The sequence below is a fragment of the Exiguobacterium sp. TDN 0502 genome, assembly GCF_050846835.1.
In the GTDB taxonomy this organism is placed as follows: Bacteria; Bacillota; Bacilli; order Exiguobacteriales; family Exiguobacteriaceae; genus Exiguobacterium_A.
On record NZ_JBOZGJ010000013.1, the window covers coordinates 49,864 to 67,520 of the forward strand.

15 protein-coding genes and 1 riboswitch are annotated in these 17,657 nt (G+C 48.9%); of the genes, 5 read left to right on the forward strand and 10 right to left on the reverse strand.

What is annotated here, in order from left to right; all coding sequences use genetic code 11:
• Positions 1-103 precede the first annotated feature (103 nt).
• Together ACRPK8_RS12885 and ACRPK8_RS12890 are read left to right on the forward strand one after the other, a co-directional pair.
• Positions 104-598 (forward strand): LURP-one-related/scramblase family protein, encoded by a 495-nt coding sequence (locus ACRPK8_RS12885; protein ID WP_432238571.1) that lies wholly within the window; start codon positions 104-106, stop codon positions 596-598.
• A gap of 17 nt (positions 599-615) precedes the next feature.
• Positions 616-1,137, forward strand: coding sequence for an NUDIX hydrolase (locus tag ACRPK8_RS12890; RefSeq protein ID WP_432238572.1), 522 nt, complete (start codon positions 616-618; stop codon positions 1,135-1,137).
• A gap of 40 nt (positions 1,138-1,177) precedes the next feature.
• On the opposite strand, the gene ACRPK8_RS12895 is transcribed toward ACRPK8_RS12890, so the two are convergent.
• The gene (locus ACRPK8_RS12895) at positions 1,178-2,401 is read right to left on the reverse strand and encodes an MFS transporter (protein WP_432238573.1); all 1,224 of its coding nucleotides are present in this window, start codon (positions 2,399-2,401) and stop codon (positions 1,178-1,180) included.
• A 178-nt stretch (positions 2,402-2,579) separates the two neighbouring features.
• The gene (locus ACRPK8_RS12900; protein WP_432238574.1) at positions 2,580-3,119 is read right to left on the reverse strand and encodes a histidine phosphatase family protein; all 540 of its coding nucleotides are present in this window, start codon (positions 3,117-3,119) and stop codon (positions 2,580-2,582) included.
• A gap of 209 nt (positions 3,120-3,328) precedes the next feature.
• Positions 3,329-3,406, forward strand: a riboswitch (glycine riboswitch).
• 159 nt (positions 3,407-3,565) lie between these two features.
• On the opposite strand from ACRPK8_RS12900, the gene ACRPK8_RS12905 reads away from it, so the two are divergent.
• Entirely contained in the window at positions 3,566-4,933 is a 1,368-nt protein-coding gene (locus tag ACRPK8_RS12905) for an amino acid permease (protein WP_432238575.1), read from the forward strand.
• A 40-nt stretch (positions 4,934-4,973) separates the two neighbouring features.
• Here the strand turns inward: ACRPK8_RS12905 and ACRPK8_RS12910 are convergent, their stop codons facing one another.
• The gene (locus tag ACRPK8_RS12910) at positions 4,974-6,503 is read right to left on the reverse strand and encodes a cryptochrome/photolyase family protein (protein ID WP_432238576.1); all 1,530 of its coding nucleotides are present in this window, start codon (positions 6,501-6,503) and stop codon (positions 4,974-4,976) included.
• Between the two features lie 244 nt (positions 6,504-6,747).
• Here ACRPK8_RS12910 and ACRPK8_RS12915 point away from each other — a divergent pair, with 244 nt between their 5' ends.
• Positions 6,748-8,241 carry a malate:quinone oxidoreductase gene (locus ACRPK8_RS12915; RefSeq protein WP_432238577.1) on the forward strand — a complete coding sequence of 498 codons (1,494 nt, stop codon included), beginning with the start codon at positions 6,748-6,750 and terminating at the stop codon, positions 8,239-8,241.
• Between the two features lie 45 nt (positions 8,242-8,286).
• Here ACRPK8_RS12915 and ACRPK8_RS12920 read toward each other — a convergent pair whose 3' ends face one another.
• The 7 genes from ACRPK8_RS12920 to ACRPK8_RS12950 all read right to left on the reverse strand — a co-directional run bounded on the left by ACRPK8_RS12920 (position 8,287) and on the right by ACRPK8_RS12950 (position 16,357).
• Positions 8,287-8,829, reverse strand: a complete 543-nt coding sequence (locus tag ACRPK8_RS12920) for an ECF transporter S component (protein ID WP_432238578.1) — start codon at positions 8,827-8,829, stop codon at positions 8,287-8,289.
• A 156-nt stretch (positions 8,830-8,985) separates the two neighbouring features.
• Positions 8,986-10,515, reverse strand: coding sequence for an alkyl hydroperoxide reductase subunit F (gene ahpF, locus ACRPK8_RS12925; RefSeq protein WP_053452001.1), 1,530 nt, complete (start codon positions 10,513-10,515; stop codon positions 8,986-8,988).
• A 14-nt stretch (positions 10,516-10,529) separates the two neighbouring features.
• Positions 10,530-11,093, reverse strand: a complete 564-nt coding sequence (ahpC, locus tag ACRPK8_RS12930) for an alkyl hydroperoxide reductase subunit C (protein WP_023469815.1) — start codon at positions 11,091-11,093, stop codon at positions 10,530-10,532.
• A gap of 221 nt (positions 11,094-11,314) precedes the next feature.
• Entirely contained in the window at positions 11,315-12,715 is a 1,401-nt protein-coding gene (gene gnd, locus ACRPK8_RS12935; protein WP_432238579.1) for a decarboxylating NADP(+)-dependent phosphogluconate dehydrogenase, read from the reverse strand.
• 20 nt (positions 12,716-12,735) lie between these two features.
• Positions 12,736-14,082: a GntP family permease gene (locus ACRPK8_RS12940; RefSeq protein WP_432238580.1), complete on the reverse strand. Its 1,347-nt coding sequence runs from the start codon at positions 14,080-14,082 to the stop codon at positions 12,736-12,738.
• A 24-nt stretch (positions 14,083-14,106) separates the two neighbouring features.
• Positions 14,107-15,648, reverse strand: coding sequence for a gluconokinase (gene gntK, locus ACRPK8_RS12945; protein ID WP_432238581.1), 1,542 nt, complete (start codon positions 15,646-15,648; stop codon positions 14,107-14,109).
• Positions 15,641-16,357 carry a GntR family transcriptional regulator gene (locus tag ACRPK8_RS12950; RefSeq protein WP_432238582.1) on the reverse strand — a complete coding sequence of 239 codons (717 nt, stop codon included), beginning with the start codon at positions 16,355-16,357 and terminating at the stop codon, positions 15,641-15,643. Before ACRPK8_RS12950 ends, gntK begins: the two co-directional genes overlap by 8 nt.
• A gap of 182 nt (positions 16,358-16,539) precedes the next feature.
• Between ACRPK8_RS12950 and ACRPK8_RS12955 the strand changes: the two genes are divergently transcribed.
• Positions 16,540-17,457, forward strand: coding sequence for a ketopantoate reductase family protein (locus ACRPK8_RS12955; protein ID WP_432238583.1), 918 nt, complete (start codon positions 16,540-16,542; stop codon positions 17,455-17,457).
• Positions 17,458-17,657 lie beyond the last annotated feature (200 nt).

Here is a 17,657-nt window from a genome sequence, read left to right on the forward strand (position 1 = left end):
AGCTTCTGTTACAAACCGTATCCATCGGCGATTTCCAGATTTTGAATCTTTTCCGATAGTAACGTCGTATACATGAGACGATACATTAAAGGAGGAGACCGGTATGCATACACTCTATATGAAACAAAAAGCTTTCAGTTTACGTGGACGATTTGCGATTCAGGACGAAGAAGGACACGATGCGTATCACATCGAAGGCAGTTTTATGAAATTACCGAAGACCTTCACCGTGACGAACCGAAACGGTGAAGTCGTCGCTGAAATCGAGAAAAAAACGTTCAGTTTCCGCCCCGTTTTTTACGTCGAAGCAGCAGGACAATCATTTGAAATCATCAAAGAGCTTACCTTCTTCAAGGATCGATATACGATTAACTCGGATCAGTTCGAAGTGACGGGCGACTGGTGGGATGTTGATTTTGAAGTCTTGCAACAAGGACAACGGATCGGACGTGTTCAGAAAAAATGGATTTCCTGGACTGATCAGTACATGATTGAAGTCGACGATGAGTCGATGGAAGAGTTATTGATTGCCCTCGTCGTCGCGATTGATTGCGTCAAGGCGGAGGAAAGTTCGAATACGACATCGTTCATTGATTAAAAAGGGGAATGATTCAGGTGGAGCAATGGGATGTATACACAGCAGATCGTAAGAAAACAGGACGGCTCTGGACACGGGGAACACCGCATACAGCGGGTGATTATCACATGACGATTCACGTCTGTGTCTTCAATGCCAAGGGAGAGATGCTCGTCCAGCAACGGCAACCGTTTAAATCCGGTTGGCCGAACATGTGGGATCTGACGGTCGGCGGCAGTGCAATCAGCGGAGATACGAGTCAGATGGCAGCGCAACGTGAACTGTCGGAGGAGCTCGGACTCGATATTGATTTCACGGATATCCGTCCGCATCTGACGATTCCCTTTGAAATCGGTTTTGACGATTATTATCTCGTCGAGCAGGAAGTGGATTTGACGACGTTGACGCTGCAGGCAGAAGAAGTCCAGCGCGTCGCTTGGATGACAGAAGAAGCCATCGTCAACGGGATCGAGGAAGGCTGGTTCATCGGTTATCATGAATCGTTGATTCGACTGTTGTTTGCCCTTCGCCATAGTTACGGCGCGCATAACGAAGCATAAAAACAAGCCCTTCCGTGATCCGGAAGGGCTTGTTACTTGATTAAGCGGATTTTCGAAGTGCATTCGTCCGCTTTGGTTTCGTTTCTGGTAAGAAGAACGTGAAGAACAGATACACGGAACAGCAGAGGAAGAAGACGATCATCGAGACCGTATATCCGGCATGTCCGAGTGCGTAACTCCAAATGATCGTAAAGATCGTCTGCGTCGCATAAGCGATCGCCCAGAAGAGACCGAACAAGACAGTGATCTTTTGCGGTGTCATCCCTTTTCGTTCGTGTGCCAAGTTCATGAAGATCGGATACTGGATGTACATCGCAAATCCGGAAATGAACGCAAAGATATAGGAAACGAGCGGCGAGATGTTTCCGAACAAGACAGTGACGAGGAAACTCGCAATCATGACCGTCCCGCTGATCAACAGAATCGGTTTACGAGATGTTCCCTTGTTACCGATCCGTAGACCAACGAACGTACCGACGATTCCGGCACCTGAGACCAAAAGGTTGACGAGCGAACCGTTCAACTGCGTATACGTATCAAAGACCGGTTTCAAGCCGACGAGCGATAAGATATAGAGCGTCAGGAAACCGCCAAAAGCAACCGCATATTTCCAAAGGAACGGATCGCGGATAGCATCTCCGTAACCGTAAGGTGTTTCGTCTGCGTCTGTCGCATCGTTCAACTCGAACGACTCACTACCGATCCACCACGCGAAGAAGAGAATCGCTGTCAGACTCGCGAAGATCGTCAACGTCAGTTTCCAGTCACTGACGAATTGATCGGCGAACAAGGTGAACAAGAGCGAAACAACGAAGGCACCGACGTTATAGGAGACGGTATTGAAGGCGTTGATTCGTAATTTTTCAGCCGGATCCTGGACGTAACGTGTCACGACGGGGTTCATGTAGACGATGACCATCGAACCACCGAGTCCCATGACCATTCGGGCTGCTGTATACGCCCAGTAGTTTGGTAGATAGATGGCGACGATTGACATCATCAGGAACAACAATGCGAGCAATGGTGCTTTTTTCGGACCGAGCTTCATTAAGATGAGCGCGGCAAGAATGTTGGCGAAGACACGCGCCGTCGTAATCGAATAGTTGACGAGTTGTGAGATGAGCGGGTCAACGGTCTGATTACCGAAGAAATGCGCCGTGATTTGTGGCGTTAACGACGAACCGGCGACCCAGTTCATGGCGAAGGTCGCATAGGCGAACCAGAGGACGATCATCATGAAATAGCCTTTTTTTGTGGTAGACATAAAAATCCCTTCTTTTCTGAAGTTCCGCTTCATACCTGAATCGAAAACTACTTAACTTTATTATCAATTCATTCAATATAAAGCCGTTCCGAAGGGAAGTAAAATAGATAGTTCTTATGCTTTTCATAAGTAAAAAGAATAGATTATATTAAGTCATATGCCTAAAAAGAATAGAATTTCAAAAAGATTCCAAGTGCTCGATGATTGTTTGTTGCTGGAAACGTGTCACTTTAAAGATGTCCGGATTCTTCAGCTGTAAACTTTCTTCGAATCCAAACGTTGGATCGATCGAATGCAGATAGAGAGATAACAAATTCCCATGTGTCACGAGGATTGATTCATCCTGTTGCTGCAACGCTTCTTCGACGACACGTGTAATGCGCCCCGTCGCTATCCGACTGGATTCACCACCTGGACATGTATAGTCTGGATCGCTGAATGTTTGACGGAGATGATGTTGCCAATCGTCAAGTGGAACAGCACTTAACCGTCGCTCTTTTAGGTCATCCTCGTGTGTGATGGGTAATTTCAGAGCAGTCGCAAGGGGGTGAATCGAGTCAATTGCCCGTCGATATGGACTGGAAATGATGTGATTGATCGGAAGCTCAAGTAACTGCGTACACAGTCGTTGCGCCTGTTCCTCTCCACGAGGTGTTAACGAGGCATCGGGTGCCTGACCGGTCGTTTCACAATGACGAATCAAGTAAATCGTCGACATGAATGTTCCATCCTTTCGTGATCAAGTCGTGCTATATGATTTCTGGAAAAAATGGTAAAGTCCTTTTCATGAATTGAAAAATCATTTTGAAAAAGGCGTTGACAAACGCTGACGAGATTACTAGAATTAGAAACAATTCATCGATGCAGCGACGCATCGGATAATCAAATAGAGAGAAAGCTATGATTGTCATGGGTCACACTATGGCAGGAGCAGCTTCTGGAGAGACCGTGTCGACACGGCGCCGAAGGGTTCACAATCTCAGGCAAACGGACAGAAGAGTAATCAGATGCAGCGACGGGCATTCATCGAATGTCGTGGTGGCGTGCATCGGTTATTCCTTTGATTTGTTGAGATTGGACATCCGTCCAGTCTCTTTTTTTCTTTTTCAGGACCGACAGAACGGTCTGAAGCGTAGAGAAACCATCACAAGGAGGAGTTCAGGTTTGGAACAGCAAGGATTAAAGCGGGATTTATCGAATCGTCATGTACAGTTGATTGCCATCGGTGGAACGATCGGAACGGGGTTGTTTTTAGGATCAGGTAAAGCGATCCAACTCGCCGGCCCATCGATCATTTTTGCCTACTTACTCGTCGGGATCGCGATCTTCTTCGTCATGCGGGCACTTGGGGAATTGTTATTGTCAAAAGCAGGTTATCATTCACTCACAGATATCGCAGAAGATTATCTCGGACCACGTGCCGCGTTCGTGACCGGTTGGACATATTGGTTCTGTTGGATCATGACGGCGATGGCGGACGTCATCGCGGTCGGTGTGTACGTCAAGTATTGGTTTGATATCCCGCAATGGATTCCAGCCGTACTCGCACTCTTGATTTTACTAGGCTTTAACTTATTGACGGTTAAACTGTTCGGGGAACTTGAGTTTTGGTTCGCCTTGATCAAGGTCGTGACGATCCTTGCCTTGATTGGTGTCGGAATCGTCTTGCTCGTCATCGGTTTTCAAACGGACGCGGGTCCCGTGACCGTCTCGAACCTCTGGTCACACGGCGGCTGGATGCCAAACGGAATTACAGGCTTCCTGCTATCGTTCCAAATGGTCGTCTTCGCCTATGTCGGCGTTGAGCTCGTTGGGGTATCCGCAGCAGAGACAGCGGATCCGAAGAAGAACATTCCATCCGCGATCAATAAGATTCCACTCCGGATTCTGTTCTTCTATGTCGGTGCCTTACTCGTCCTCTTGATGATCAATCCGTGGACAGGATTAAGTGCAACAGAGAGCCCGTTCGTCAAGACGTTCAGTTTGATCGGGATTCCACTCGCAGCAGGAATCATCAACTTCGTCGTCCTGACGTCTGCTGCTTCTGCGTGTAACAGCGGAATGTTCTCGACGAGCCGGATTCTGTATAACCTGGGAAATCAACAGCAAGCGTCGAACAAGTTCTCGAAGTTGAACAAAAACCATGTTCCGGCAAATGCCTTATTCGTCTCGACGATCGTTGTCTCGGTCGGTGCTTTGCTCAGTAAACTGTTACCAGGACAAGCGTTCAGTATCGTCACGACGATCAGTGCGATCTGCTTCATCTGGGTCTGGGGCGTCATCCTCGTCTGTCATCTCCGGTACAAGAAACAAAATCCGGAATTGCATGCGGCGTCGACGTTCAAAGCACCACTGACACCACTCGTCAACTACCTCGTGCTCGGATTGTTTGCAGTCATTCTCGTCGTCATGCTGTTTGCTGACGATACACGTCCAGCCTTGTTGCTGACACCGGTCTGGTTCCTCGGACTGTTCGGTTTGTATCACCTCCGGAAAAAGAAACAACAAACAGCTAATCAAAAAAGTGCGTAAGTCAAAACAAGCCGGTCGGATTTAATCCGACCGGCTTGTTTTATGGTGTATCGAAAGCTCCGTCCTGCAGTTGTTTCCGAAGTGCTTTCGCTTTCTTTCGAATGTCACGTTTGCTGTCGGCATCGCGTTTCCCCCATTGCCGATACATCATCGACATCCGTGGATTATCAGCGAAGCGCTTTTCGTGCCGGTCGATAAAATCCCAGTACAGGGCGTTAAACGGACAGGCATCCTCACCGAGCATATCCTTTTGATGGAACGGACACTCCTTGCAATAATCACTCATCTTATTAATATAGTTCGCCGAAGCGATGTACGGTTTGGTCGATAACGTTCCCCCATCTGCATGAAGCGCCATCCCAAGGACGTTTGGTAAGACGACCCAGTCGTAAGCATCAATGTACATCTCATTAAACCAGTCTGCTGTCTGTTGCGGCGAAATTGCAAACAAATTAGCGAAGTTCCCAAGTACCATCAAACGCTGGATATGGTGATTATGGGCATGCTCGACGACAGGACGTAACGATTCAGCGACACAGTTCATGTTCGTCTTCCCGGTCCAGAAAAAGTCAGGTAGATCCGCTTCATGACGCAGCGCATTGACGGAAGCATAGTCCGGCATCTCGGCTAGATAGACGGCACGCATGTACTCGCGCCAGCCAAGGATTTGGCGAATGAAACCTTCGACCGCATTGAGCGGAGCATCTTGATCTTCGAGGGCGGCTTCAACTTGACGAATGACTTCTTCCGGTGTCAGTAAGCCAAGATTGATTGCTGCCGATAAGAGGGAGTGCGATAGCGTATCTTCACCGGTCAGCATGGCGTCTTGATACGTTCCGAACGTCTCGAGTCGTTCTTCGATGAAACGATGGAGAGCTCGCGTCGCTTCCTTGCGCGTGACTGGCCAATGGAAGGAATCAAGTGCTCCCGGATGATCGGAAAAATCCCGTTCGACCTTGTCGATGACATCCTTTGTGATGCGATCGGGACGAAACTGAATGGGATCCTTAAACGTCGTCCCGGACTTCGCCGGTTTCCGGTTCTCGGCGTCAAACGACCATTTTCCACCGATCGGTTTAGAGCCGTTCATGAGAACGTTTCGTTCCTTGCGCAGTTTGCGATAAAACCGATCCATTTTGTATGGCTTGTCACCGATGGCTTCAACCGCTTCTTCCTGTGTCAGTAAAAACAACGGCACGTCGGAACAGACCTCGACCTTGATTTTCTTCGGTAAGCCGTCTTGCCACTTGTGCATCGCCTTGCGCATCGGCTCGTCCGTAATTGCCGTATAGAAAACATGATCCGGGTCATGGTCTTTCCGGTGCGCCTTAAACGCCTGATCGAACGAATCAGCTTCCCGGTAATCGACGGTGAAGCCTTTTTCGCGCAGTTCTTCCGCAAAATGTCGCATCGCTGAGAAGACGAGGACAAGTTTTTGTTTATGGTACGTCTTCCACTTGGAGCGCGAGGTCGCTTCGACCATCAGGATGACGTCGTCTTGTTTGTTTGCTTCCTTCAATAAAGGGAGATCGTGATTCAATTGATTGCCGAATATCCAGCGTGTCGCCATGAGTGTTCCTCCTTTTACTTTCATTATATGATTACCGTTTTTCGTCAAAGTCATGCCTGATTGTATGCCGGCTGACGAAAATCTTCTTACCTGAATCGTCGCTTTTACACATTTCTGAATGTAAAAGAAGTTCCTTTCTGTGCAAGCTATGATAGGGTTATAATGGAAAGGTAAGTTGTTGTCATGAGGGGGAAGTTTTTCATGACAGGTAGTCCATAATATCAACGGGGATAGGAAGGATATCATGAGCAGTATGCCTAAAAAAACAGACGTTATTTTAATTGGTGCCGGAGTCATGAGCGCGACGTTAGGGGTCTTGTTAAAAGAACTCGCGCCTGAGATGAACATCAAGGTATTCGAGAAACTCGCGAGTGCCGGGGAAGAAAGCTCGAATGAGTGGAACAATGCCGGAACAGGTCACGCCGCATTATGCGAACTGAACTATACGACAGAAAACGCCGATGGTTCGATCGATATCAGTAAAGCAGTCAAAGTAAACGAACAGTTCCAACTGTCACGTCAATTCTGGTCGCATCTCGTCAAGGAAGGTGTCTTGCCGAATCCGAAAGAATTCATCATGCCGATTCCACATATGAGCATGGTTGAAGGAACGGAAAACGTCGAATTCCTGAAAAAACGATTGGAAGCGCTATCAGCGAATCCGTTGTTTGCGGGAATGGAATATTCAGAGGATCCAGCGAAATTAGCCGAGTGGATTCCACTCATCATGAACGGTCGGACGTCACCCGAGCCGATCGCTGCGACAAAAATCGATTCAGGAACGGACGTCAACTTTGGTGCGTTGACACGAATCCTGTTTGAATATCTCGCACAACACGATGTAGAGATCAACTATCAGCACGGTGTCGAGGATTTGAAGCGTGTTGACGGGGGATGGGAAGTCAAAGTGAAGAATGAGCGCGATCACCGGATCGAGCATCATACGGCGCAGTTCGTCTTCATTGGAGGTGGCGGCGGTAGTCTACCGTTGCTCCAAAAAACAGGCATCGAGGAATCGAAGCAAATCGGTGGTTTCCCGGTCAGTGGTTTGTTCCTTGTCTGCAAAAATCCTGAAATCATTGAACAGCATCATGCGAAAGTCTACGGAAAAGCGAAAGTCGGAGCACCACCGATGTCAGTACCGCACTTGGATACACGATACATCGATGGCAAGAAATCGCTCCTCTTCGGACCGTTTGCTGGTTTCTCACCGAAGTTCCTTAAGACAGGATCGAACCTTGATTTGATCGCGTCTGTCAAACCGAACAACGTCTTGACGATGCTTGCTGCGGGAGCAAAAGAGATGGGATTGACGAAGTATCTGATCGAACAAGTCCTCTTGTCGACGGAACAACGGATGAACGAATTACGAGAGTTCATTCCGAATGCGAAGACCGAAGACTGGGATGTCGTCGTCGCTGGTCAACGTGTCCAAGTCATCAAGGATACACCACAAGGAAAAGGAACACTCCAGTTCGGGACAGAGGTCGTCAGCGCAGCCGACGGATCTGTTGCTGCTTTACTCGGTGCGTCTCCAGGTGCCTCAACAGCGGTACCGGTCATGCTCGAAGTACTCGCGAAATGTTTCCCGTCCGAATTACCGGCGTGGGAAGCAAAAATCAAGGAGATGATTCCGTCTTACGGGATCTCACTCGTTGAACATCCGGAGCTGTTCGAACAGATCCATGCCGAAACAGCAAAAACGCTTGAGCTTGAACAAGCTCAACCGATTCGCTAAACGAAAACCGTCCGACTCTACGAGGAGCCGGACGGTTTTTTGGATTTAGCGGAAGTTACGGAAGAAACGTGTTTTCTTCAGTGCAATCCCAACTGGAATCGCAACGAGGATTCCGACGACGTTTTGCGTGATGTTTCCTGGAATTGAAGCGACTGGTGCGACCCAATTGCTATAAAGGATACCTTCACAAACATAGTAAACAGCAAGCATGACAGGAGCAGAAACAATCATTGCGAAAATATTTAAGCCAGGGTTGTCTCCTTTGTATCGTGAAGACCAGGCGATACGTCCGACAATATATCCTTGGAGTCCTCGAGCGACGATTGTAAATGGAGCCCAGAGTGTCCAACCACTGATGAGATCAAACAATCCCATGCCGATTGCTCCGGCAATCAGTGCTGTCCGTGGACCGAATAAAATCGCGATGAGAAAGAGCATCGCTGTTCCCATATGAACGAGACCGCCACTTGAAGCGATAGGCAATTTGATGTTGATGAACAATGTCGAAACGAGAACAAGTGCGATTGACATCGCAGTAATGACGAGCTGGCGGGTACGAGTGCTAGAATACGGTGCTGCTTTTTGCATGTGACTAACCTTCTTTATGATAGATTTTAAGATATCTTCAATCTATCAGATGACTGGACTAGTCAAAAGTGTCAACTTTGAATTATTTATAGGGGTCAGATTAAATCGAAAAAGTATAAGAAAAGAGCTATGGACATCGTCCGTAGCTCTTTAACATTAATTCCGAATCAAGTGATCGAAAGCACCGAGGGCAGCGGTTGCACCAGAGCCCATCGAGATGATGATCTGTTTATACGCGCTATCCGTGCAGTCTCCTGCTGCGAAAACGCCTGGTACGTTCGTTGCGCCGTGGCGATCGACTTGGACTTCACCGAACTTGTTACGGCTTACTGTTTCACCGAGCCAGTCCGTGTTCGGTACGAGACCGATCTGGACGAAGACACCTTCGAGCTCGACGTGACGTTCGACGTTCGTTTCGCGTTCGATGTAAGTGATACCGTTCACTTTGTCCGTTCCTGTGATTTCCTTCGTCTGTGCGTTGACGACGACCGTGACGTTCGGAAGGGAAGCGAGGCGTTCTTGAAGAACAGCATCCGCTTTTAGTTCCGGTGCGAATTCAAGGACCGTGACATGCTTGACGATTCCCGCGAGATCGATGGCTGCTTCGATTCCTGAGTTTCCGCCGCCGATGACCGCGACACGTTTTCCTTCGAACAATGGACCGTCACAGTGTGGGCAGTAGGCGACGCCTTTGTTCTTGAATTCGAGTTCGCCTGGGACACCGACGTTCCGCCAGCGTGCACCTGTTGAAAGGATCAAACTCTTCGTCTTCAAGACAGCACCATTCTCAAGCTCGAGCTCGAGGAGGTCCTTCTTCTCAAGGCGAGTTGCCCGTTGCAGGTTCATGACGTCGATGCCATATTCCTTGACGTGCTCCTCAAGACTTGCGACGAGTTTTGGTCCTTCCGTGTACTTCATGCTGATGAAGTTTTCGATGCTCATCGTATCCATGACTTGTCCACCGAAGCGCTCTGCGACGATTCCTGTCCGGATGCCTTTACGGGCTGCATAGATGGCAGCACTCGATCCAGCTGGACCACCACCGACGACGAGGACATCGTATGGATCTTTGTCAGCGAAATCAGCAGCGTCGGCACCTGTGCCAAGCTTCGCCAAGATTTCTTCGAGTGACATCCGTCCGTTACCGAACGCTTCGCCGTTGACGAAGACCGTCGGAACAGCCATGATCTCTTTTTGTTCGACTTCTGCTTTAAATGCCGCCCCATCAATCATCGTGTGGCTGATGTTCGGATTGAGGACGCTCATGACGTTCAATGCTTGTACGACATCCGGACAGTTGTGGCAGCTCAAGCTGATATACGACTCGAAGTGGTACGTTTCTTGAATGCCTTGAATCTGCTTGATGACGTCCGCATCGACCTTCGGTGCTCGACCGCTGACTTGGAGCAGAGCGAGAACGAGGGACGTGAACTCATGACCGAGTGGAATTCCCGCAAACGTGATGCCACTTGTCTCACCGACACGGTTGACTGTGAAACTTGGTGTCCGGGGAAGACTTGCCTGCTCGACGGAGATGCGTGGTGTCATGCTTGCGATCTCTTCGACGAGTGCGCTCATCTCAAGCGAGACGGCGTCTGTCCCAGCACTAACGGCTAGGACGAGATCGCCTTCGAGAAGCTCGAGGTATTGCGCGAGTTGTGCTTTAATATCTGGTGCTAAAGCCATCGCGAATCCGCTCCTTAAATTTTTCCGACGAGGTCAAGGCTTGGTGTGAGTGTTGCAGAGCCTTCTTCCCATTTCGCTGGGCACACTTCGCCTGGGTTGTTACGTACATATTGTGCTGCTTTGATTTTGTTGACGAGCGTGCTCGCATCACGACCGATGCCGCCTGCGTTGATCTCAACTGTTTGGATGACGCCGTCTGGATCGATGATGAACGTACCGCGGTCAGCAAGACCGTCTTGTTCGTTCAAGACTTCGAAGTTACGTGAGATGACGTGTGATGGGTCGCCGATCATGACGTACTCGATTTTACCGATTGTTTCTGATGTTTCGTGCCATGCTTTATGTGTGAAATGCGTATCTGTTGAAACAGAGTAAACTTCAACGTCAAGCGCTTTGAGTGTTTCGTATTGGTTTTGGAGATCTTCGAGTTCTGTCGGGCAAACGAATGTAAAGTCTGCAGGGTAGAAACATACGACACTCCATTTACCGCGAAGGTTGGCATCCGTTAGGTCAACGAATTCTCCGTTGTGGAATGCTGATGCGCTGAATGGTTTTACTTCACTTCCGATTAAAGACATGATAAAAATCCTCCTCAAGGGTTCTATATTTAGAATCTGTTCTAGTGCATACAGGCAATCTGTATTTATCACACTAGAATAATTCTAATCTAATACTAATTTCATATAGACCAACACTTTTGTCAAGGTATAATCGGCAATTTCTTATTTCAGGAAAGATTGTGTGAACAAAAAAAGAAATCCCGACGCCTGAATGAAACAGGAGTCGGGAGCTGTATTCCTTATTGCCAGTCCGTGTGGAAGATCCCTTCGCGGTCTGTCCGGGCATACGTGTGAGCACCAAAATAATCGCGTTGTGCTTGCAACATGTTGGCATTCGAATTCGCTGTCCGGTAGCTATCATAATACGTCAACGACGTCGATAGACACGGTAGAGCGAAACCAGACAACGCACCCTCAGCGACAACATGGCGTAACGATTCTTGATACGCCTGTACTTTCTCAGCGAAGAACGGGGCGAGCATCAAGTTCGAGAGATTCGCATCATTTTTGAACGCGTCGCTGATGACGTTCAAGAAGTCGGCCCGGATGATACAGCCGCCACGGAAGATCAAGGCGATCTCTTCAAGGCGTAGATTCCAGTCGTACAGTTCAGACGATGTCCGGTATTGAGTAAAGCCTTGCGCGTAAGCGGCGACTTTCCCCATATAAAGCGCTTGACGAATCCGTTCGACCCACGCGTCCCGCTCGAGCGTTGAAAGGTCTTCTGGTCCCTTCAGGACAGTAGACGCTGCGACGCGTTCTTCTTTGACAGCTGAGAGATAACGCGCGAACAAGGCTTCCGTAATGATCGAAGAGGCGATCCCATTATCAATGGCTTGCAGGCTCGTCCATTTTCCGGTTCCTTTTTGACCGGCTTGATCGAGAATGACATCGATTAATGGTTGTCCTGTCTCGTCATCCGTTTTCCGGAGGATATCTGCTGTGATCTCGATCAGGTAACTTTTCAGTTCGCCAGCGTTCCACTCAGCGAATATATCTGCGACTTCCGTGACATCGAGTCCGAGGCGGAAGCGAAGGAAACTGTACGCTTCTGCAATCAGTTGCATGTCGGCGTATTCAATGCCGTTATGAACCATCTTGACGAAGTGACCGGCACCTTTTGGACCGATATAGACGCAACATGGATCGCTGTCGACGTGCGCGGCGATTTTCGTCAAGATCGGTGCAACATGGTCGTATGCTTCTTTTGATCCACCCGGCATGATCGCAGGACCGGTCCGTGCACCGACTTCACCACCCGATACGCCGACGCCGATGTATTCAATCTCGTGGCGTTGTAACTCGTCAAAACGACGCTCTGTATCGAGGAAGTGCGAGTTCCCGCCATCCATGATGATATCGCCTGCTTCAAGGTGCGGGATCAAGGATTCGATGACGGAATCAATCGCGCTACCCGCCGTAACCATCATGAAGATTTTACGCGGACGGGCAAGTGACTGAACGAATGCTTCAATCTCATAGTACGGATGAAGTGGTAGCCCTTCGTCATGTGCGACGAGATCATCCGTTAAATCACGTGTGTAGTTATAGATGGCGACTTCTTCTTGATGACTCGCCATATTGAGTGCTAAGTTGCGGCCCATGACACCAAGACCGATGACTCCGATAGAATGTTGCATAAGTAGAACGACTCCTTTTTTTAGACGACGAGGCTGAGGAGAAGAACGAAACCAAGTCCGCAAACGGAAATGATCGTCTCAAGCACAGTCCATGTCGCAAACGTTTCTTTTAATGATAATCCGAAATACTCTTTAAACATCCAAAAACCAGCATCATTGACGTGTGAAGCGATCAGACTACCCGCGCCAGTCGCGAGAACGACGAGTGCTAAGTTGACGTCGGATTGCTCTAGTAACGGAATGACGAGACCTGCTGTTGATAGGGCGGCGACTGTCGCAGACCCGAGCGAAATCCGGAGAATCGCAGCAATCAACCAAGCGAGGAGAATCGGCGATAACGCGGATCCTTCGAATAATTGGGCAACGTATTTCCCGACACCACCGTCAATCAAGACTTGTTTGAAGGCACCGCCACCACCGATGATCAACAGCATCATCCCGATTTGGGCAATCGCCGTCGTACAGGAATCCATGACAGATTGCATCGGAATCTTACGCGCGATTCCCATCGTGTAGACCGCGACGAGTAGTGAAATCAACATCGCCGTCGAAGCATTCCCGATGAACTCGATTGCTGAGATGACGCTATTCTCCCCCCAACCGAGTGTTTCTTGTAAGAGCGTGAAGATTGTCGCAACGGACATTAGAAGAACCGGTAGCATTGCAGTGAAGACACTGATAGCGAAGCCTGGCGTCTCTTCTAAATCAAATTCTTTTTGTTCCCCGAGTGATGCGATGTTTCCTGTCCGTGTAAACGATTCAGGAACGAGTCGTTTCGCGATTTTCGTAAAGACAGGACCGGCAATGATGACTGTCGGAACGGCGACGATGAAACCATACAATAAGACTTCCCCGATATTTGCATTGTACTCACCGGCGATGACCGTCGGACCCGGGTGAGGCGGTAAGAATCCGTGTGTGACGGACAGGGCTGCGACCATCGGAATCCCGAGATATAAGATCGAGACACGAAGCTGACGTGAAATCGCAAAGACGATTGGAATCAACAGGACGAGTCCGACTTCGAAGAAGAGCGCGATCCCGATGATGAATGAAGCGACGACGACAGCCCACTGGATGTTCTTTTCCCCGAATCGGGCAACAAGCGTCATCGCGATTCGCTGCGCCCCCCCGGCGTCAGCGATCAGCTTCCCAAGCATCGCACCAAGACCGAAGATCAGTGCGAGGTGACCAAGCGTCCCGCCGATACCGGCTTCGATCGTCTTGACGATCTGATCGAGCGGCATACCGAGTAACAGTGCGACACCAAAGGAGACGATGATGAGTGAGACGAACGTATTTAATTTCAACCCCATGATGAGAACGAGCAACGCGACGATCCCAATTCCTACAATGACTAATGGCATGATGACTTCCCCCAAAAGATTAAGTTAGTTTTCTTGTTGAATCAAGCTCCGTTGATACGTAGCGATTCGTTTGTGATCCTCGGACAATGTCCGCGCCAGGCTAATGAAAATCGGTAAGAGCTGACGATATTCATGCATCGCTTCTTCGTTTGGTACATGGCGATGGGTATCCCCAATCATCTCGGAGACGACTTCGAACGAATCGATTTCCCCTGTCGCGTAGAGTCCGAGAATACAAGCACCGAGACATGAGCTTTCAAAACTTTCCGGGATGACGACTTCCGACTCAAAGATGTCCGCCATCATTTGGCGCCAGACTTCAGACCGGGCAAAACCACCCGTTGCCTGAATCCGGGTCACGGGACTGTCCATACACTCGACGAGTGCGAGGAAAACAGTATAGAGATTGTAGATGACCCCCTCCAGTGCCGCCCGGATCATATGCTCTTTTTTGTGTGAGAGCGTCAATCCGAAGAACGAACCGCTGACATCCGGATTCCACAGCGGCGCGCGTTCGCCGGACAAATAAGGATGGAACAACAGCCCGTCGGACCCCGGACGGACACGTTCGGCAATCTTCGTCAGGACGGCGTACGGATCGATGCCAAGGCGTTTTGCTGTCTCGACTTCTGCTGAGGCGAGTTCATCTCGGATCCACCGCAAGACCATTCCGCCATTATTGACAGGTCCGCCGATGACCCAGTGGTCCTCGGTCAGGGCGTAACAGAACGTCCGTCCTTTTTCATCGGTCTGCGGACGATCAATGATCGTCCGGATGGCGCCGCTTGTTCCGATCGTGATCGCAATTTCCCCTTTGCGAATCGCATTGACACCTAAGTTAGAAAGAACACCGTCACTGGCACCGACTAAAAACGGCGTATCAGCCGAAATCCCCATTTGTCGTGCGTAATCGGCATTCAGTCCTGTACATGACGTCGTCGTCGGTACCGGTTCCGATAAATAACTCGCATCGATCCCCGCGACATGTAACGCCCCCGTATCCCAGCCCAACTCATGAATATTAAAGAGTCCGGTCGCTGAAGCGAGGGAGTGGTCGATGACATAGGTTCCGAACAGGCGTTGGAACACGAATTCCTTAATCCCGATATATTTTTTCGTCAAGGCATGGAGTTCCGGACGGTCCTCGACGAGCCAGCTGATTTTACTAAGCGGTGACATCGGATGGATCGGTGTACCGGTACGGTGATAGATCGATAGACCGTACTGTTCCTTGATTTTGTTCGACCATGCTTCACTCCGGCTGTCCGCCCATGTGATGCAGGCCGTCAATGGTTGGTGTTGTGCATCCATCGCGATCAAGCTGTGCATGGCACTGCTGAATGCGACGAACTTCGGTGGCATGCTCGGATGACGCTTCGTGATCAAGCGAATTGATTCGAGTACGGCATCAAAAATTTCTTCTGGATCCTGCTCCGCCGTCGACCGATTCGGTGTATGAAGCGGATAACCGACGTTTGTTTGTCCGACGACTTCTCCCTTTGTCGTAAATAGGACCGCTTTCGTACTCGTCGTTCCGATATCGACGCCTAACATGTATTCAGTCATGTGAATCGACTCCTTTCGACATCATTTGTTGCGTTTTCCAGAGATCTTCGACTTCCTGGACGTCATCAAAGTTCTGATGCAAGGAAGCAACCATCCGCTCCCGGTCGCCTGTCTCGATCGCTTCGATGTACAGGGCGTGGTTCGCGAGGATGCGTTCGAAGTCTTCGATGTCTTCCTCGAATCGTACCCGCATCGACAGGAGGATGAAACTTTCCATGACCGGTTTGAGGTTTTGCCAAATCATGCTGACATACCCATGATCGATCGAGCGGATGATCGTTTCATGAAACAGTACGTCCTGAAAGGAGAATTCATCGGCATCCTTATATTTAATGGCGACTTTCATCATTTCGAGAATCTTGCTTAGTTCACGGACGAGTTCCGACCGTTCAATCTTGACGAGCCGTTCAAAAACGAACGTCTCGATAAGAAGCCGGACATCGTAGATTTCCTGGATATCGCGCTCGGATAAACCGACGACGACCGCCCCCATTCGTTCGAGACGAATCAATTGTTCGGATGCAAGGACCTTTAACGCGTCACGGACGGGCGAGCGACTGACGGAAAAATCAGAGGCTAATTTGTTTTCGGATAAAATGGTACCGCTTTCAATCTTTCCTGAAATGATTCGCATCCTTAGTTCGTGTGCGACACGATCTCCGGCGGAGGCTTTTGATAACCACTTCAAGGGGTATAACAGTTCTGACATGGAATCACCTGATTTCTAAAGTGAGTATACTTGTATACAAGTTAGTATAAACGTTTTTTTCTAAAATGCAAACGCTTAACTTAAATCTTGAAAAACCGAGTCGAAACCAGGAAAACGATTCCAACTATGTTAGGGTGAAGGAGTAAATAGTGTAGAAAAAGGGTAGAAAGGAGATTAGCCATATGAACATTTTAGTCGTAGGGGCAGGAGCAGTCGGGGGATATTTCGGAGGTCGTCTTGCTGAACAAGGTGAACAGGTGACATTTCTCGTTCGTCCGAAACGGTATGAACAGTTGCAAAAAACAGGGCTGCAGATTAAAAGTCCACATGGTGATGTGACCATCTCACCACGCCTCATGACGCGGGAGATGCAACCGAACGATGTGTTTGATGTCATCTTACTTTCGACGAAAGCTTATCACTTGGATCAAGTGGTGGAAGATCTCGGACCATTCGTTTCTGAACATACATATATCCTGCCGTTATTAAACGGTATGAAGCATATAGGACGGCTCACAGACGTTTTTGGAGAAGAACGAGTACTTGGAGGTCTCTGCTTCATTGAGTCGACGCTCGACTCGGAAGGACGCATTCTGCAGACGAGTCCATCGCATCGACTGTTGTTTGGTTCACGAACCGGTAGACCAACAGCGCGTCTCGAAGCGATCACAGCCTGTTTTGCACAGGCAAAGGCGCCGATGATGTATTCTTCGCGGATCATGGATGAGATGTGGCAAAAATATCTGTTCATTTCGACGTTTGCGGGCGTGACGACATTATTCCGCGCTGCGATCGGTCCGATTCGGCAAGAATCTGTCGGTCGTCAGATGATCACAGACATCATGAAGGAAGCAAAACAGGCAATGGAAGGACAGGGAGCCGTATTTAATGATGATGTGGAAGCAGGACTGACAAAGCAGATGAATGCCATGGAAGATACGATGAAATCATCAATGTTGCGTGATATGGAAAAGGGGCAATCCGTAGAAGTGGAACAATTTTTCACGAGCTTGTGGAAAGGCTCCGATAGGGAACCGGGCGTTGCTCTCCGGCTCGTTGAAGCGAACTTACGGATGTATGAACAATCAATTGCTAGGTAATTTTTCTATATCAGAAAAATTTTGGAGGAGTGTTAATATTTCGTTTTCATGACGAAACAGAAGATCTTCGTTGGAAGCGTTGACTTCCGAAATATACTTCATCTATTCTTAATGAGATTGAAAAAAAGTGATAATATAATTTTCCGTATTTTTTTCTTGCAATAAAGGACTAACGAAGCAAATGAGAGAGGAAGTTTATC

Excerpts from the sequence above, each read along its gene's own strand:
- gntK (WP_432238581.1), bottom strand. The coding sequence starts at position 15,648 with ATGACTGAATACATGTTAGGCGTCGATATCGGAACGACGAGTACGAAA.
- ACRPK8_RS12940 (WP_432238580.1), bottom strand. The coding sequence starts at position 14,082 with ATGCCATTAGTCATTGTAGGAATTGGGATCGTCGCGTTGCTCGTTCTC.
- ACRPK8_RS12920 (WP_432238578.1), bottom strand. The coding sequence starts at position 8,829 with ATGCAAAAAGCAGCACCGTATTCTAGCACTCGTACCCGCCAGCTCGTC.
- ACRPK8_RS12910 (WP_432238576.1), bottom strand. The coding sequence starts at position 6,503 with ATGGCGACACGCTGGATATTCGGCAATCAATTGAATCACGATCTCCCT.
- ACRPK8_RS12955 (WP_432238583.1), top strand. The coding sequence starts at position 16,540 with ATGAACATTTTAGTCGTAGGGGCAGGAGCAGTCGGGGGATATTTCGGA.
- ACRPK8_RS12895 (WP_432238573.1), bottom strand. The coding sequence starts at position 2,401 with ATGTCTACCACAAAAAAAGGCTATTTCATGATGATCGTCCTCTGGTTC.
- gnd (WP_432238579.1), bottom strand. The coding sequence starts at position 12,715 with ATGCAACATTCTATCGGAGTCATCGGTCTTGGTGTCATGGGCCGCAAC.
- ACRPK8_RS12900 (WP_432238574.1), bottom strand. The coding sequence starts at position 3,119 with ATGTCGACGATTTACTTGATTCGTCATTGTGAAACGACCGGTCAGGCA.
- ahpC (WP_023469815.1), bottom strand. The coding sequence starts at position 11,093 with ATGTCTTTAATCGGAAGTGAAGTAAAACCATTCAGCGCATCAGCATTC.
- ACRPK8_RS12915 (WP_432238577.1), top strand. The coding sequence starts at position 6,748 with ATGAGCAGTATGCCTAAAAAAACAGACGTTATTTTAATTGGTGCCGGA.
- ACRPK8_RS12885 (WP_432238571.1), top strand. The coding sequence starts at position 104 with ATGCATACACTCTATATGAAACAAAAAGCTTTCAGTTTACGTGGACGA.
- ACRPK8_RS12950 (WP_432238582.1), bottom strand. The coding sequence starts at position 16,357 with ATGTCAGAACTGTTATACCCCTTGAAGTGGTTATCAAAAGCCTCCGCC.
- ahpF (WP_053452001.1), bottom strand. The coding sequence starts at position 10,515 with ATGGCTTTAGCACCAGATATTAAAGCACAACTCGCGCAATACCTCGAG.